This is a genomic window from Desulfitobacterium sp. LBE, from assembly GCF_007830365.1.
Taxonomy (GTDB): Bacteria; Bacillota; Desulfitobacteriia; order Desulfitobacteriales; family Desulfitobacteriaceae; genus Desulfitobacterium; species Desulfitobacterium hafniense.
In genome coordinates, this window is sequence record NZ_VLKD01000001.1 from 3,821,850 (window position 1) to 3,839,092 (window position 17,243).

Below are 17,243 nucleotides of genomic sequence, written 5' to 3' on the forward strand. Positions count from 1 at the left end.
TGAGTATAAAGATTTTAAAAGAAAGGGAGTGATGCGATGTCTATGGTAGCTGTTAAACAGCCATATGTACTATTTTTAGTTAATGATGCAAGTCCGCAAAATCCTCGTACCGAACAGGATAACTTCGGAAAAATGATCTGCTTTCATAGAAGATATAATATCGGGGATGAACACAACTATGATGAGCCGGATGAATTTTTGATGGAACTCCTTGAAGAAAAAATTGGAGATACAAATGCTGCGGAAGATAAGTTTACTGAGCTGACATTAGAAGTGGATGATTCCCTTTATAAAAGCCACTATGGTCAATATAGAAAAGCCATCCATGAAAATGTTTTAGATTATCTATCAAGCAGTTATGTTATTGAACCAATCTTTATGTATGACCATAGTGGGATTACAGTCAATACAAATGGCTTCTCGTGTCCTTGGGATAGTGGACAAGTAGGGTGGATATTTGCAAGCCATGACACAATCAAAAAGGAATTCGGTCAAATTAATGATGAAACAATCGAAAAAGCCAGAGCTCTTCTCAAAAGTGAAGTCAAAGAATATGACTACTATTTAACAGACCAGTGCTATGGTTTCAGGCTCTACAAAAGCAATGAAGAAATAGCTAGTTGCTGGGGATTTGCTGGTGAGATTAGAGATGTACAAAATGAGATTAAAGAGTATCTGCCAGAAGGCTGTAAGGAGATCGTTGAGTCTTTGGAGTATCGATATGATGATGCTGAAATTGGTGACATACTCGAAGAGACCAAAGCACAGGACGAGGAAATGGAGGTATAGCTTATGGCAGTAAATAAAGCATATCGACATTTTTCCGATGAAGAAATCAAGCGAGCAAACTCAGTGAGTTTGATTGATCTTGCAAGGCAATATGGCTTTGAACTTGAAAACGGAGGCAATAAGGCACTTCATGCTAAAAAGTCTGGAGGACTCTACATATTTAAAGATAGCAATCGTTTCTATCACTGGACCGCCGATGAAAAAGGCGGTCCAATTGATTTTGTCATGAAATATGGAAACCTGACTTACCAAGAAGCAGTAGCTCAGCTAATAGGTGAACGCTATGAAGCCTATGTTAGAGAAACCGTCCATTACGAAAAAGAAGAGAAAGGTCCAATTATGCTGCCGGAAAAGGCTGAAAACTTCAAACGAGCCTATTGGTATTTGGTATCGGTTCGAGGTATTGAGCCGGAAATTGTTTCTGTACTGGTGAATGAAAAAAAGATTTATCAGGAAGCCAAGTATGGTAACTGCGTATTCGTTGGTTATGACGAAGATCAAACTCCTAAGTATTGCTCAATGCGAGGAACCTATGCAAACAAGGCATTCAAAAAGGATATGACAAATTCCGATAAGACCTTTCCATTTATCATTGATGGAAAGAGCGACCTGGTATTTGTCTGCGAAAGCCCAATTGATGCCATGAGTCATGCGACTTTTGCAAAGCTATATAGTCATGATTGGAGACAAGATCATAGGATTTCACTTGGTTGCACATGGGATGGAGCACTCGAAAAATACTTGCAGTGGCACCCTGAAATAAAACGCATCGTATTTGCTCTCGATAATGATTACTTGGCTAAAGATAAGGACAACTGCTACAGGAACTGGGGACAGATGGCTGCTGTTAAATGGTGCGACAAGTATAGCGAGAAAGGCTATGAAGTTGCCATTCACAGACCTCATTTGAATGATTTTAGTGAGGACTTGGTGGAGACCCGAAAGGGAAAGTCACCAGAGGATCTTGTACGGATGAGAGAAGAAGCATTGAAGACTGAATTTGAAAAAGATGCAGTAGAGGAATCAAACTTTGAATCAGACATAGAGGAGATCGAAGCATGAACTTTATTTTCATCAGTATAGACCTTCCCGAAGGGGAAGAACCGAACCAAAGAGAGTAGGCGTAGCCACTCTCTTTTTAGGTAAGGCAGGAATAGTGGGGTTCTCTCCCCACGTCAACACAGCTTACTGGCAGAGCCAGCAACGGGTTCTTGTCAGATTTTACTTCACCCTTTTGGGTGAATGGAGAAAGGAGGAATTTTGTGAGAGAAAATGCTAATAGGGATGGTCCTAAAACTCAGAAACGATCAGTAGTCTTTCCAATTGAAACCTTGGAGCAGATAGAAAAGCTCGCAGCTAAGAAGAACGTTTTTGCATCAGATATCATTAGGGAATTCGTTGATAAAGGACTTGCAATTAATAGCTATGAGGAAAACATCGATACCATTACAGCGATAATTCATCAAGAAATTGAATCATCAATCAAAGCTTTGGCAAACAGACTTGCAGGCATGATCAATCGAATTACGATTATTTCAGCAGCAGGTTATTATGCAAATATCGGCATCATATCAGATTTGATTGATAAAGATCGCTATTCGTCTTTTGAAAAAATTGAAAGGCTTGCAAGGAAAAGAGCACTAAACTATGCCAACATGAAAAGCTCTGATGCTCTTTCAATCTTTATGAATGATGAAGAAATGAAAAAGGCAATCGATGAGGTCAAAGGAGGAGCAACATCGAATGTCGATTCTGATGTATAAACAACGATTTCGCCCACCTAATTATAATAAAACACCAAAGTGCAACTATGCTCATATCAGGTATATCGCAACTCGACCTGGAGCATCAAAGAACGAAGGTATGAGGCATGGCTTATTTGGAAAGCTTGTGCCTGGAAATTTGGTTGAGTTTGAGTCATGGCAAGAAGTCGCAAAAGAGGTAAGAGAGCTTTCATATAAAAAAGTAAATATTTTTAGAAGTGTCATATCTTTTGCACCACAAACTGCGGAAGAACTTGGGCTTAATGATCACAAATCATGGGAAGAGTACATTGAAAGGCATATTGGAGTGCTGGCTCAAAAGAACGGTATCAGTCAAAAGAATCTTGCTTGGGCTTGTGCTCATCACAATGAAGCCAGTCATCCTCATATCCACATCGTCTTCTGGGACAAAAACCAGAAAACCATGAAGAACTTTGTAAAGCCTCAAATAGCTGATAGTATCCGAATACAGTTGATTAAGGAAACCTTCTCAGAGCGAATTGAAGCTTACCTAGCTAAGAAAGATCAGCATAAAAATGATTTGAAGGTAATCACAGACGAGTTAGTGAAAGAATTTGATGATTATATGAAGACTATATACCCAAAGGAGTACAAACGACTGAAAGAAATGGTAGGTGATATTGATGCAGATGAGTTATCAGGCATCCCGATAAATCAACTCTTGGAGGGGATTAATATCTCAACGCTCTCGATTCGATTGTTTCAACTTAAAGAAAAAATGCCAAAGAAAGGGCGACTATATTATCAGCTATTGCCCGATGAAGTAAAGCAAGAAGTTGATAGACTCATTGTTGATTTAAAAAAGGATATCCCGCATATTCAAGCTCTCGTAGATGAATATGCAGAGATAAAGGCTAATCTAGCTATGCTCTATGATACTGATCCTGAGAACATCACTAAGCACCGAGAGCAAGCTGTCAGTGAGATGGACAAACTGATTGCCAATAAGCTGCTTAGTGTCGTAAAAGGTATTCTAAACAAGGAATATGAAAGCAATCGATATGAGTTCAATGAGGGTAGGCGAGCCTTTTACACAGAGCAGATGGTATGTGAAATTCTAATGATGCTGGAGCAAAATGTTTCGGATATCGATTCAGAATACGAAGACAGGAATAAGGCAATGGGAACAGAGCTTTCTAAGAGAGCCAGAAAAGAGCTTTATCTTAGAAATAAGGATAAGGGTATGGAGAAGTAAATTCCATATCTTTTTATTTTGTAAATCATATTTTCAATATGAAATTGAATTTTGAAGGAGGTTCGTTATGTTAACGAAAAAACAGTTTTACCATGAGTTTTTCAAGAGGTTAAAGAAAATGCAATTAACTGCCAAAGAACCCGAAATTGCGGATATTACCGCTGAGATTTTCAATGAAGCAGGAGGCTTGGTAGCGCTTATTACAGCGGATGATAGATTGGTTTATCAAGGTAATGACAATGAACAATTCAAACGCATTGGAGAAATAGTGGCAGAGCTTAAAGTACAGCTAAATCTTTCAACGGATTTATCTGTAAAAACGATCGGTTATTTACCAAGTGGTTTTATGAAGTTATATGAGGTTGGAGATGTAGTAATGGGCTGTAGGTTATCTCCGCTGATTGGCTATGAATATGTAACTTGGATAAAAGGGTCTGATAATGAGTTGATGCCAGTATATTTCTACGCTCGTCAGTTCTTAAGCTTCAAGGAGGCACAACAGGACTTTGCAGAAAGATGTGGCTTTATCGAACAAAGTAATAAAGCAGACAAGGCTACATTATTCACAAATGAAGAGCTTTCAATTCTATTATCATGCTGTATTGAGCGCGTCAAGTTAGATACAGCTTTGACTACGGAAGTAGAAAAGGCAATAGGAGATGTTATCTCAAAAATTGAAAGGACTTTGCCTATGCTAACAGATGATGAGATTGAATATGAAAATGAGAATGTGAGGTGCTTTAGATGAGGACATAATAAAGCAGTTTTATTCAATTCAAGAAAATATAAATCAAAAGGAGGTACATTAAATGAAATTCAGATTCAAAAAAATGACATCACTTTTATTGATTTTGACTTTGGTAGTGACATCTTTAACAGGGGCATCATATGCATCGGGTAAAGAATTCCCCGATGCAAAAGATCATTGGGCTAAAGAAACAATTGAAAAACTAACAAACAATGGTGTCATAAATGGATATCCCGATGGGACTGTAAAGCCAAACAATATTATTAATAGAAGTGAATTTGTAAGCCTTATGATGTATGGATTAAAGTATAAGGAGCAAAAGCATACTGGCAATGATACTTTCAACGACACGAATAATCATTGGGCAGAAGGCATGATCGAAGAACTAATAAAGAATAAGGTCATAAGCAAATCATATTATGGCAATAGTTTTAAACCGAGTATGCCAATCAAACGTATTGAAATGATAAGAATGATAGTAAATGCTCAGGGATTGGCAGATCATGTCCAAAACATGACCTACAACACTATTTTTAGTGATGACACTAAGATTTTAAAGGAAGATAAAGGCTATATTAATGTTGCTGAAAAGAACGGTTTGATCTCGGGTTTTCCAGATAAGACCATACGTCCTTATGAATACTCAACGAGAGCAGAAGCGTTTGAAATGCTTTTGAGATATTTAAAAGTCATAAAAGTTATCGAGGACGAAGACGATGAAATAAAATTACCTCAGAAGCCAGATAATAATCACGGAGATGAAGAGTCTTTCCCACCATCGAAAGTTGAATATACATTACCTGTTTATTGCCATACAGATAAAGAATTTGAAATAACTACGAATATGAAGAATGTTAAGAATCTGGAATGGATAATTCAAAAGAAGGGTGCGAATCAAAATGAAAAAGTCGAGTATGAGGGTATTCTTGACAAAACCGGAGGCAAAATTAGTATAAAATCGGAGGGTGAGTACACATTTACGGCGGTAGCGAAGAATAATGGAAATGAAAAATTTACTTTCAGCAAATCCATAAAAATTTATCCTGCTATTGAAATTTATTTAGGAAAAGATGTGATAACACATCTTGATAAGCAAATTGATATTAAGGCATCTGTTACGACAGGTAATGAAATAATCTGGAGTATCTATAAAGATGGGAACAAAGTTCAATGGGGTGACTATGTCGAAGGTGAACTCAGCAATATTGGCGGAATTATTAGTTTTAAAGAAATAGGAAAATTCACAGTTGAAGCATCATTGATCGATGCAACAAATCGAGAGTTTTCTTCTAAAAAAGATATTGAAGTATTGTCGGTGCCGGAGATATCATTTGAGCTACAAAAAAGCGCACACACTGATTCAAATGTAAATGTAACGGTTGCAAGCAAGAATTTGGGTGAGATGAATATTGCTTGGGAGCTTAAAAAAGATAACAACATAGTAGAACTAATAAATTTTATTGATGGAAGTCTAAACAACGACGGTGGAAATGTTCAGTTTAAGTCGAAAGGACATTACATTCTAAGTGCTACAGTTATAGATAAAACCGGCAGATTAATTAAAGCAGAAGAGAGCGTTGATGTCTATCCAGTGGCAATTATGAGTTTCGATTTACCTGAAGCAACGCATAATGACAAAATGATTGAAATTAAAGTTAGTTCAAATGAAATAGGAAATATGAAAGCTGTTTGGACTATCACTAAGAATGGAGAGCAGGAATCGCTTTCAGATTGCATTGAAGGGCAACTTTCAAATGAAGGAGGGACAATCAGATTCAAAGATAAGGGTGTCTATAATTTAAAAGCGATGCTAGTCGATCAAACAGGGAGAGAATTTTCTGTTGAAGACAGCATAGTTGTATATCCTGTGGCAAGCACAGGTTTTTATTTGCCAGAAATAGGGCATACACAGAGTTTTGTTGAAGTAAAAACAGATTTCAAAGAAACCTATGATCTTGAAGCAAAATGGCTTATTAAAAAGGATGGGAACTATGTTGAAGTAGAAAAATATGTAGATGGTAATCTTAATGAAAATGGTGGAAATATTTGCTTCAAGGAAAAGGGTAATTACGAGCTAATTGCAGGGGTAACAGACAAGACAGGCAGAAGTTTTGAATTTTCATCACAGATTGAAGTTTACCCAATCATAGGCGTCGACTTTGAAATGAGGGAATCAACTCACACTGATGAGCCTGTTTCAATAGCAACTAAGCTCAGCGAAGCAGATGGACTCCAAATTTCATGGATTGTCATGAAAGATGGGGAGAAGGTTGACAATCTAGACTATATTGAAGGGGCAATTGGCAACACAGGCGGTAACATTAAGTTTACTCAAAAGGGTAATTATACTTTGATTGCAAAAATTACTGACGAAATTGGAATGGATTTTACATGCAGCAAAAGTATTAAAGTTTATCCAGTACCTAAATTTTCTATCGCCATAGTTGAAGGTGCACATATTGATGAAGTAGTAAACGTCAAGACTACAAATGAAGATATGGAAGGACTTACAGTTCAATGGATTGCAAATGACGGAAATGCTTATATAAACTTAGAAGATTTCGTAAGTGGAGAGCTAACGAATACAGGGGGAGATATTTATTTCAAGACAGCTGGAACTTATGATGTTAAGGCAAAAGTAACAAATGAGACAGGCAGAGAATTTGTTTTTGGAGCAGATAATAGTATTGTAATTTATCCGATTCTAAGCCTGAATCTAGATCTTCCAACTACGGCTTATCCTGATGGAAATGTTGAAGTTAAAACATCAGGTGACAATAACGTATTGCCGATTAAGTGGAGCATAATGAAGAATGGAGAAAATCTTAGATTAGAGGATACATTTAGTGGAAAACTAGATGCAGATGGTGGAACAATTAAGTTTTTACAAGCAGGAGAGTACCGCATTACTGCTACGATGACAGATACATTGGGCAGAATTTTTAGTGTAAGTTCAAATATCAATGTTTACCAACTTCTTAACTGCGATTTTTCTGTTCCATCAAGTGCCCGCACCGGTGCATCTTTTGAAATACAAGTTTTGCCTAGTGCAATCCTTGAAAATAAGGATATAGTATGGACTCTTGAAAAAGATAGTGCGTCTGTATCTTTAGAAGAAAGCATTCTAGGTAGCATTGGAAATCTTGGAGGAAGCGTTTCAATAAAATCACCAGGAAACTACAAATTAATCGCTACAGTGACGGATGAACTTGGTAGGGTGTTTACTTCAGATCACAATATTGAAATTATTAATACTGCCCCTACAAAACCAATTGCAAATGCTTCTGTAACAAGGAACTATAAGGATGGAAAATTCCTAGTGGACATAAGTGCAAATAGCACAGATGCTGATGGCGATATAATCAGCTATGAGTACATTGGCAAAACAACAGACAATTATTATACAGTTGGCAACTATACGGTGAAAGTGAGGGCAAAGGATTCCTTTGGAGGCATTTCGGATTGGACAGAGGTTACTTTCTCTGTTAAGAATTCAGCACCCACAGTGCCAAGCGTTACTGCAAATATAACCAGAACAGCAAAAGATGGTAAATTCCTTGTCAACATTACAGTAAGTAGTACAGATGCGGATAGCGATGTTATAACTTATGAATATGAAGGTAAATCAGCAGATAATTATTATCCTGTTGGAAGTAATACAGTAAGAGTGAGGGCTAAAGACAACTATGGCGGTATTTCTGCATGGTCGTCCGTGACATTTGAGGTTAAAAGCTCTGAACCAACGGCACCAGTTATTACAAGAACTCCAAATGGAAACAGTGTAGCACCTGGAACTCCTGTGACAATTACAGCAGTTTCTACAGACGCTGATGGTGATGCTATAACTTATGTTTGGGATAATCGCCCATCTCAAACTTATGTTTACCCACTTGGTAAAAATGTTGTTAAAGTAAAGGCAGTAGACAGTACGGGTGTTGAATCTCCATGGTCAGCAATTGCATTCTTTGTTTCAGATTCAACAAATGGTGGTGGAATGACGTTATCAGGCCCAGATTCAGTTATTTTGGAAAATGGAATTGTAGGAGCAACGATAACTCGCTATACGTTCACTGTTCCTCCCGTAAGTGGGCACAGTGGCAGTGACTATGGCCGTGTAAGAGGATATAACATAAAAACAAATACTTGGGATCAACTTGACTATAGTACAACAACTAACGGTATTACGTTTGCTAGAAGCTTACCTGCAAGCACATATTCAAAGCTGGAATTCTACTATTACACTAACCACAATTGTATGTACGGAAAATCAAATATCACTTATTCAGTAGATTACTACTTTGAATAAGAATAAAAATTACAATGGCCGCCTTGAGATTGCATCAAGGCGGTTATTTTTATGGAGGTATTCTAGATGATTACTAAAATGGATTTCTATAGATGTTTTTTTGAACAGCTTGCAAGGCGTGGATTTGATGTAAAAAGATCCACGTCTTCTGATTATTTGGCAGACATTTATTATAAGAATCAATTGATTGCTTTCTATACTAAGGCAGATACTGTTGAACGCAATCCATTTGTCGAAGTAAAAGATAAGGTATTCAATTTGGTTGAAGAGACAGCTAGAAAAACGGCAGTGGAATCAGGAATTTGTACTGAATGTCCTTATACTGACAAAGAGGAGAGACTGAAAAATGGTTCTGTCAAATTGGCAGAGTACAATGGTGTGATGCTGTCCTGTAAACTGCACCATTTGTTTGGCTATGTGTTTTCGACCTACCGTATGGCTCCTGAAAGCGAGCAACCTCTTCAAAGACAGTTTTTTTATAACAAAGAAGCAGCAAGCCAAGACTTTGCGATTCGTTCTGGGCTAGTTGATGAAAGGGCTCTTTTCACAGAAACTGAACTAATGGTTTTGCATTCTAACTTAGTCAAGCTTACAATGCTGGATAACAATCTTTCAAATGATGACATGCTTTCAGTCGGAAGAATGATTGAGAAAATTGAGGACATCGTTCCAGAGCTGCAAGGCAGGGACTATGACTTCGATTTTGAGGATGAGTTCAAGCAGGACATGGAGATAGGGGGGTAACGCATGCGAAATAAACGAAATCAGGTAATATCTATTGCAAGATTTTTAGCTTATAAATCAGACTTAAAGTTCAAAATGGAAAATATGACTGAAGATGAATACTTGAACAATCCAATCGGACTTGATGTAGGGCAGTATATTGATGATATGCTTAAATATTGTCCTGAGCAAACAGTAGACTCTGTATTAAAGTATCAGAACGAAATGATTTCAAGACTTGGGATGGAATACTTAGTGGTTGTTGCATTTATGACTTATGTAGGAGGAGGTGAATCAAATGCAGGATAGTAGACCAAACGCTAATATATGGGGCAACATCATCACATGTGGAGAAATTGCAATTGGAGTCTATGAAATTGTAGGAGAACACAAAAAAGGAATCATGATGCCTAAAAAAATGGCAGAAGAAATGCTTCCTGAATCCGTCATAGAAATGGCTGAGAAAGATGGCACGAATCTTTGTTTTACAGATGAGCTTAGTGCCAGTATGGTTGCAGATGAACTAATTGAGCAAGGAATTGTCACTGATCCTATATTTATCGCAAAACAAGAGGCTTTGAAGCAGCTTGATGATGCTGAAATGGATACAGGGTTTGAATCGTTTAATGAGATCGATTTTGAACTTGAGATTGAGAGGTGAAATTCTTGAAACTTGTTTATATATGTTCTCCACTAAGAGGAGCAATTGAAGAGAATATTAAAAAGGCCCATAGGTATTGTGAATATGCGGCTGGATGCGATGTTATTCCATTAGCTCCGCATACAATTTTCACAGCTTATTTGGACGATACGATCAAAGAGCAGCGAGAGCAGGGACTCAAAATGGGTTTGGAACTACTTAAACGGTGTGATGAGATTTGGGTGTGTGGTGATGAGATTTCTCAAGGAATGATAGGAGAGATAGACCTTGCAACTAAGTTAAACATTCCAACGATTTATGCACTTGATCATCATGTAGAGGAGGGCTTGAAAATTCGACAAAATAGTGTGGCTTTGGGTATTGATGATTGTTTGCCTGGAAGCGATCATCAGAATTATGAAAACAAAATATTAGTATTGAATCCAGAAGCATTAATCAGTAACTGTCGAACTGCGGAGAACAGTCTTTGGATTGCCTATAACGGATTTGGTTGTACATATGGTGCAAGAGGACAGGCAGTATATGCAAAGAATCTCTTTGACGGACATGAATCTCGCTGGGAAAGAGCTGATTTTCTAGGTATTGTTAAGCCGGAAAGTTTGAGGAAATGGCTTGAAAATACACCAATTAAAAATGAGTTGGCTGAATCCCTAATAATGGAGCAAGACAAGTGTGAGGATATGGAGCGATGAAGAAAGAGTCTAAACTAATTATCTGTTCATTGATTTTTGTATTAGGTACATTTGGGAACTTGTTTTTTTCGACAGCACTGCACCTATTGCTTTCAAGGGAAATGACAGTATTGAAATTGCTGCCAATCAGCGAGTGCGTCAATAGTCTTTTTCATAGTAGGCAACATGGACTGTTATATCTTTGTTTGCAAGGATTTGTGCTGATTATTGCCATCATGTACTACTTCACAAATCTAAGACCCTATCAATCTGATTTGGTGGAAATAACGCCAGATATTAAGACGCCCGTTTCCGTTGGTCAATTTCAGCATGGCTCAGCACGATGGCTAAAAGACGAAGAAAAGGATAAAGCATTTGACAGCTTTATCCTTGATCCGAGTCATCCATTGATAAAGCAATTGCTTATGCCAGAAGAAAAGATTAAGTCTTAGAGATTTTATGCCCAGTAATCTAATTTAATGTATTGCAATAATGAAAGGAGTTGATGCTTATGAATGAAATAACAAGGCAAGGAGGTGTTGTAATCGGAGTAAAAAAAGAAGGAAACAATGAGCGAATCTATTATATCGGTGAAGATAGTCACTTGCTTTGTATCGGAGCAACACGCTCAGGAAAGTCCCGAAACTTAGTTATCCAGTCGATTTGTACCCTTGGACTTGCTGGAGAGTCCATTGTTGTCAGCGATCCTAAAGCTGAATTGTTTCACTTCACTTCGGAGTTTCTTAAAAAACTAGGTTATGAAGTATTGGTTTTAGACTTTAAAAATCCTGGGAAAAGTCAAAGATATAATATTTTACAACCCATCATCAATGCTGTGAATCAAGGTGATACTGACAAAGCTGAGATGCTGGCATGGGACTTAACGAATAATCTAGTCGGCAAGCCCGAAGGTGAAAAAATCTGGACCAATGGAGAATGCTCTATAATTGCAGCTTCTATACTCTGCGTGGTATGCGATAATAAACTTCGTCCAGAATATCAGAATCTAACCAATGTGTATTGGTTCATAGCGGAAATGGTAAAAACAATAGGCAATAAAATGCCTCTACTTGAATACGTTAAAAAGCTTCCTCCTGCTCACCCTGCTAGAGCGTTATTGTCAATATCTGACGTAGCACCAAGCAGAACCAGAGGGAGCTTTTATACATCTGCACTAACAACCTTAAGGCTGTTCACTGGAAAATCGATTTATGCTATTACGCATAAAAGCGACTTTCAGCTTCAAGATATTGGACAGAAAAAGCAAGCATTGTTCATTATCCTGCCTGATGAAAAGACCACTTTTTATCCGGTAGCGTCGCTGATTGTCTCACAACAATATGAATTGCTTTCTAATCTTGCAGATATGAGAGGAGGTCGATTAAAACAGAGAGTCAATTTTATGCTTGATGAATTCGGTAACTTCACTACAATCAGTGATTTTACAAACAAATTAACGGTGGGTGGCGGTCGTGGAATGCGGTTTAACCTGTTTATTCAATCTTTCTCACAACTTAAAGAGAAATATGATGAGAATACTTCGGATACCATAAAAGCCAACTGCCAGACATGGGTTTATTTACAGGCCGATGATATGGATACCTTGCGTGAGATATCAGAAAAGCTCGGTACGTACACCGTTTCAAGTTATCAATTATCTGCAAACCATGCAAAGTATTCCACACCATCTAGCTCACACAGCATCAGCTTAATCGAACGAAAGCTATTGAACGTTGATGAAGTGAGGAGAATTGGTAGACCTTATCAAATTGTGACTTCACGAACACATCCGGCAATCATGTATTCTCCAGATCTTTCACAGTGGTATTTCAATAAAATGCTAGGTCTTGGAGATAAGGAGCATAATCGAAAACTGAGAGAAGAAAGGGAAAATAAGAGACCTATTATTACGAACACAAATGGAGAACTAGCACTATGGAACATCTGGATTTACTATCAGAAGGATATTGTTCGAAAAATGCAACAGCAGGCTCAAAAGGGAAATGGCGGGTTTGCCAATAATGAAATTGACTTAGATTAATAAGGAGGAGGAATCCGTGAATATCAAAGGTTTAAAAAAGATTATCAAAAGGTTTAAGAGAACGGTAAGTGCTGGAATGATGGCATTTACCGTTTTTTTTATGAGCAATGTACCGGTTTATGCGGATGATGTTCAAAACAGCAAGATCGTAAAAGGTACAGAAAAGTTAATTGGTGATGTCACTACATGGCTGATGGTGCTGGCACCTGTTGTTTCAGGACTTCTAATAATCTATTTCTTCATTCGCAGGTCGGCTGCAGATGAAATGGATCAGAAGAAATGGAACAATCGAATTGTTGTGGCCATTGTGTCCTGTATTGGTGCAGTTCTAGGTTCAGCAACTTTGAACCTCATTGTTGGCTACTATAAATAAATGTACACGTTACTCTGACTATGCGAAAGCATGGTCTTTATTGTTAAACAACCAAATTTTAAGGAGGATTTATTCATGAAAAACTTAATCAAACAAGCGGAAAGCAAAGCTATCAATGTGAGCATTATGCTCAGAAACAAGGCATTTGAGGTATGTGAAAGAACTAAAGGAGTTATGACAAACAATGAAGGTCAAGGAACGCTTGACGTTGCTATTACGGTACTTATTTCAATTGTACTTGGCGCATTGATTCTCGGTGGTTTGTATCTTATCATCAGCGGTACAGTTCTTCCAACAATCACTCAAAAGATTAAAGAAATGTTTAACTATCAGGGCTAATAAGCATAAAAACAGATCTATGGCAGCGTGTAACTCATTGCCAAATTTATAATATCAGGAGGCTTTTAAATGAACATTAAAGCAGAAATTAAGAAAACATTTGAGGACAAAGGCAAATTAAAGGCAGTGGCAAATCTGGTTTTTGAAGATGGATTTGTCGTAAAAAATGTGCGCTTGGTGGAAGGGGTCAAAGGTCAATTTGTTTCTATGCCAAGCCACAAGAAAAATGATGGCAACTATATTGAAGTATGCCATCCAATCAGCTCAAAAGTGAGAGAGCAAATTGAAAAATGTGTGATGGAAGCCTATCAGAATGTGATGATGGCATCTGTTGCGAATGCTGACAAAGCAGAGTAAAGGCAATTAAATCCTTGGGAGAGCACTTAATGCTCTCCCCGAAAGGAGTGATTAAATTTTGGAAGTCATTTTAGTAGCATTGATTATTGCCTTACTCAATGGTTCGATTGCCTATATTGATACACTACTTACCGATATTGTTCCAATGACACTTTATGCAGAACAATATATGACAGTGGTATCTGGAGTTAATCTAGCTGAAACTTTGTTTGACATCATATTTGGATTTGGAGTTTCACTCATTATCTTAAAGTTTCTCAAGAAAGGCTTTGATACCTATATTTTGTGGACAGATGGTGATGCTGATGAAGAACCACTTTATTTACTGACCAATTTTTTTAGAGCACTAGCAGTGGCAATCAGCTTTCCAACAATTTATGGTTGGCTTGGTAGTATTGTTGAGGATATGACGAATGATCTTCTTACAGCTATTGGTCTTGCAACAAGCTACGACTGGCAGGCTTGGGTAAATGGCATATCAACACTTGGAATAGTAACAGCCATATTCGGCTTGATATTTATTATCTGCTATTTCATGCTTTACTTCCAATTCTTAATGAGAGGTTTAGAAATATTGATCCTTAGAATTGGTGTGCCGTTAGCCTGTGTAGGTTTACTTGATAACGATAAGGGGGTATTCAGAAGTTATATCACCAAGTTCTTTCAATCAACACTGGCTGTGGTTATTCAGATTTCACTTGCGAAGCTAGGAGTCGGGCTCATGCTCAATATGCACATCTTTTGGGGTGTAGCATGTATGATGCTGGCAATACGTACACCAAGATTTCTGCAAGACTTTATTATTACAACGGGTGGTGGAGGCACTGGTGTAATCAACAATGTGTACCATAGTGTAAGACTTGTCGGTATGGCAAAGAACTTGGCGAAATAGAGGTGGTTTTGATTTGGTCACAATGGATGACATTTCAGTTGCTATCATCAGTTTGATTAGAATTGGTGCAGTGGCAAGATTTATTTATTGTATGGTGCGATTATCAGCTGCTGAAGAAGAGGCTACCCAATATAAGAAAAGAGCCAAGAATACGGTGATTTTCTATATTATTGCCGAGAGTATTTGGCAGATAAAGGATTTGGTGCTGTACTACTATTCTTGAGGGAGGATTTCAATGGATGAAAAATTATATATCCCAATGGGTGTAAAAACAGAAACAGAAATATTTCCTGGTTTCGGAAGGCGAGAATTTCTACAGTCTATTGTTGGGTCAGTAGGCACAGGAGTTTTAGCCTTTCTTATTTGGGCATTTTCACGTAATGTAACACCTTCTGTAATCTGTATTCTTACCGGAATTGTAGGGTCTGTCATGATGACAACAAAAGATCAAAGCAATCTATCGGTAGTGGATCAGGTTAGGAATATGGTTGGCTTCATGAGAAGCCAAAAGTATTATCCCTATGCTTATGGGGATGAATGGAGGTTGGGAAAATAGTGTGTGATGAACAAACTGATAAAAAGAAAAAGATGACCTTCATAGATTTTTTTAGTGGCATTGGAGGCTTTCGTGCAGGGCTTGAAGCCAGTGGAATGCAATGCATTGGTCATTGTGAAATTGATAAATACGCAGATTTAAGCTATCGAGCTATTTTTGATGTAAAGGAGGATGAGTGGTTTGCCAATGATATCACAAAAGTTAGACCAGAGGAAATCCCAAGAGCAAACATTTGGACTGCCGGATTCCCTTGTCAGGATATTTCAGTTGCAGGCAGTCAAAGAGGACTTAACGGAAAAAGAAGTGGACTCTTTTTTGAAATTGCTAGGCTCATCGAGGGCAAAGATGCCGAAGATCAACCCGAATGGATTATCCTTGAAAATGTTAAAAATCTGCTTTCCGTTAATCGAGGATGGGACTTTACGACAATTCTCGATACGCTGGCCTCACTCGGCTACGATTGCCAGTACGGACTTCTTAATTCACGAAATTATGGAGTGCCACAAAACAGAGAACGAGTCTACATTGTCGCTTATCGACATTCTGGAGGAAGAGGTTCTGGAAAAATATTTCCTCTCACAGGAAGCGACGGAAAAACTCTTATCCAACTTATAGGCGGGATGCAAGGTCAAAGAGTCTATAGTCTAGATGGAACAAGTGTTACACTCTCTGCACAAAGCGGAGGCTGGGGTGGAAAGACAGGTCTTTATTTTATTGACCTTAACAAAAATAGCAGAATCACAGATACAGCTCGGTGTATTAAAGCAAGATATAATGCCGGAATTACCAATCGTGGAGCGGATAATTCCGGTATTTTTTATGCTTGTGCAAGGGCGGTTTTGACTCCAAACAGACTGGAAAAAAGGCAAAATGGTCCAAGACTAAAGCCGTGTGGGGAGCCAAGTTTTACGCTAACAGCCCAAGATAGGCATGGCGTTCTTATTTGTAGCTGTGAAAATTGCAGTAAAAGCATTCGTGTGAATGAAGCGACAAAACAGGGCTTTGCAGAGGCTACATGTGGAGATAGCATCAATTTAGCTTTTCCAAATAGCAAGACTAGACGAGGAAGAGTTGGCAAAAGCATTGCTCAGACATTAGAAACAGGATGTAATCAGGGAACACCATTAATCGGTTGTGGTCGTATTAGAAGATTGACGCCGAGAGAATGCTGGCGTTTGCAAGGTTTTTCAGATGTGATGTTTGATAAGGTAAGGTTAATCAATTCGGATAACCAACTCTACAAACAAGCCGGTAATTCGGTCACGGTTTCAGTGGTACTTGCACTTGGAATTAAGATTCTAAAAGTCATAGAAGAAAATGAGGAGGAATTGGAGCAGTGATACTATGGATTATCAAAGGGTTATTGTTTTCTGTGTTCTTAATTATTGCGGCAATCTGTGACATGAGAAAACGAGAAATCCCCGATGCAATTCCTTTTTTCATTCTTGTGGCAGGCTTTTTATCAGTAAATATGGTGGAAGCTTTGATAGGTATGTTCCTTACAGGTATTCCTTATTTACTTGCTGCGGTATTGATTAAGAAAGACACTGGGTTTTCAATAGGGGGAGGCGATATTAAATTGATGGGGGCTTGTGGCTTTGTACTTGGTGCTCCCTTTGGTGCTTTACAAAGCATCTTTTCGCTCCTGCTTGCACTTGCTACAGGCATGTGTATCAAGGCTTTTAGCTCAAATAGAAAATGGAATTCCATAACCCTCCCACTAGCACCGTTTTTCTGTGTGGGAGGGATTTTATCATACTCAGCACTTGTTCTGAGTTTAATCAATTAAAAATAGGAGGATTTTGTAA

The 17,243-nt window shown here is 38.1% G+C and carries 20 protein-coding genes; all 20 read left to right on the forward strand.

Annotated elements, in window-relative coordinates:
• The first annotated feature begins 36 nt into the window (after positions 1 to 36).
• The 20 genes from DESLBE_RS18155 to DESLBE_RS18250 all read left to right on the forward strand — a co-directional run bounded on the left by DESLBE_RS18155 (position 37) and on the right by DESLBE_RS18250 (position 17,224).
• Positions 37 to 789 carry a hypothetical protein gene (locus tag DESLBE_RS18155; protein WP_144677791.1) on the forward strand — a complete coding sequence of 251 codons (753 nt, stop codon included), beginning with the start codon at positions 37 to 39 and terminating at the stop codon, positions 787 to 789.
• Between the two features lie 3 nt (positions 790 to 792).
• A complete protein-coding gene (locus DESLBE_RS18160) occupies positions 793 to 1,851 on the forward strand; it encodes a DUF3991 and TOPRIM domain-containing protein (protein ID WP_144677792.1) in 1,059 nt (352 codons plus the stop codon).
• Positions 1,852 to 2,051: 200 nt separating this feature from the next.
• On the forward strand, positions 2,052 to 2,552 hold the full coding sequence (locus DESLBE_RS18165) for a hypothetical protein (protein ID WP_144677793.1): 501 nt from the start codon (positions 2,052 to 2,054) through the stop codon (positions 2,550 to 2,552).
• Complete coding sequence (gene mobP3, locus DESLBE_RS18170; RefSeq protein ID WP_144677794.1) at positions 2,533 to 3,768, forward strand: MobP3 family relaxase; 1,236 nt, start codon at positions 2,533 to 2,535, stop codon at positions 3,766 to 3,768. The genes DESLBE_RS18165 and mobP3 overlap by 20 nt, the downstream gene beginning before the upstream one ends.
• Before the next feature lie 67 nt (positions 3,769 to 3,835).
• Positions 3,836 to 4,516 carry a hypothetical protein gene (locus tag DESLBE_RS18175; RefSeq protein WP_144677795.1) on the forward strand — a complete coding sequence of 227 codons (681 nt, stop codon included), beginning with the start codon at positions 3,836 to 3,838 and terminating at the stop codon, positions 4,514 to 4,516.
• Positions 4,517 to 4,577: 61 nt separating this feature from the next.
• Positions 4,578 to 8,822, forward strand: coding sequence for an S-layer homology domain-containing protein (locus DESLBE_RS18180; RefSeq protein ID WP_144677796.1), 4,245 nt, complete (start codon positions 4,578 to 4,580; stop codon positions 8,820 to 8,822).
• Positions 8,823 to 8,888: 66 nt separating this feature from the next.
• The gene (locus DESLBE_RS18185) at positions 8,889 to 9,566 is read left to right on the forward strand and encodes a hypothetical protein (protein ID WP_144677797.1); all 678 of its coding nucleotides are present in this window, start codon (positions 8,889 to 8,891) and stop codon (positions 9,564 to 9,566) included.
• Between the two features lie 3 nt (positions 9,567 to 9,569).
• Positions 9,570 to 9,854, forward strand: a complete 285-nt coding sequence (locus DESLBE_RS18190; RefSeq protein WP_144677798.1) for a hypothetical protein — start codon at positions 9,570 to 9,572, stop codon at positions 9,852 to 9,854.
• Entirely contained in the window at positions 9,844 to 10,206 is a 363-nt protein-coding gene (locus DESLBE_RS18195; protein WP_144677799.1) for a hypothetical protein, read from the forward strand. Before DESLBE_RS18190 ends, DESLBE_RS18195 begins: the two co-directional genes overlap by 11 nt.
• A 5-nt stretch (positions 10,207 to 10,211) precedes the next feature.
• Entirely contained in the window at positions 10,212 to 10,898 is a 687-nt protein-coding gene (locus DESLBE_RS18200) for a DUF4406 domain-containing protein (protein WP_144677800.1), read from the forward strand.
• Complete coding sequence (locus DESLBE_RS18205) at positions 10,895 to 11,329, forward strand: TRAG family protein (protein WP_144677801.1); 435 nt, start codon at positions 10,895 to 10,897, stop codon at positions 11,327 to 11,329. The genes DESLBE_RS18200 and DESLBE_RS18205 overlap by 4 nt, the downstream gene beginning before the upstream one ends.
• 59 nt (positions 11,330 to 11,388) lie before the next feature.
• A complete protein-coding gene (locus tag DESLBE_RS18210; protein ID WP_144677802.1) occupies positions 11,389 to 12,918 on the forward strand; it encodes a VirD4-like conjugal transfer protein, CD1115 family in 1,530 nt (509 codons plus the stop codon).
• Positions 12,919 to 12,997: 79 nt separating this feature from the next.
• Positions 12,998 to 13,291 (forward strand): Mbov_0395 family pilin-like conjugal transfer protein, encoded by a 294-nt coding sequence (locus tag DESLBE_RS18215; RefSeq protein WP_243131403.1) that lies wholly within the window; start codon positions 12,998 to 13,000, stop codon positions 13,289 to 13,291.
• Positions 13,292 to 13,366: 75 nt separating this feature from the next.
• Entirely contained in the window at positions 13,367 to 13,630 is a 264-nt protein-coding gene (locus tag DESLBE_RS18220; protein WP_172625449.1) for a DUF6133 family protein, read from the forward strand.
• 69 nt (positions 13,631 to 13,699) lie between these two features.
• Positions 13,700 to 13,987: a SpoVG family protein gene (locus DESLBE_RS18225; RefSeq protein WP_144677803.1), complete on the forward strand. Its 288-nt coding sequence runs from the start codon at positions 13,700 to 13,702 to the stop codon at positions 13,985 to 13,987.
• 58 nt (positions 13,988 to 14,045) lie between these two features.
• Positions 14,046 to 14,879 (forward strand): conjugal transfer protein TrbL family protein, encoded by an 834-nt coding sequence (locus tag DESLBE_RS18230; RefSeq protein ID WP_144677804.1) that lies wholly within the window; start codon positions 14,046 to 14,048, stop codon positions 14,877 to 14,879.
• Positions 14,880 to 14,892: 13 nt separating this feature from the next.
• A complete protein-coding gene (locus DESLBE_RS18235) occupies positions 14,893 to 15,102 on the forward strand; it encodes a mercury transporter (protein WP_144677805.1) in 210 nt (69 codons plus the stop codon).
• A 12-nt stretch (positions 15,103 to 15,114) separates the two neighbouring features.
• Positions 15,115 to 15,435: a hypothetical protein gene (locus DESLBE_RS18240; protein WP_144677806.1), complete on the forward strand. Its 321-nt coding sequence runs from the start codon at positions 15,115 to 15,117 to the stop codon at positions 15,433 to 15,435.
• Positions 15,435 to 16,775, forward strand: coding sequence for a DNA (cytosine-5-)-methyltransferase (gene dcm, locus DESLBE_RS18245; RefSeq protein WP_348981658.1), 1,341 nt, complete (start codon positions 15,435 to 15,437; stop codon positions 16,773 to 16,775). Before DESLBE_RS18240 ends, dcm begins: the two co-directional genes overlap by 1 nt.
• Positions 16,772 to 17,224 carry an A24 family peptidase gene (locus DESLBE_RS18250; protein ID WP_144677807.1) on the forward strand — a complete coding sequence of 151 codons (453 nt, stop codon included), beginning with the start codon at positions 16,772 to 16,774 and terminating at the stop codon, positions 17,222 to 17,224. The genes dcm and DESLBE_RS18250 overlap by 4 nt, the downstream gene beginning before the upstream one ends.
• Positions 17,225 to 17,243 lie beyond the last annotated feature (19 nt).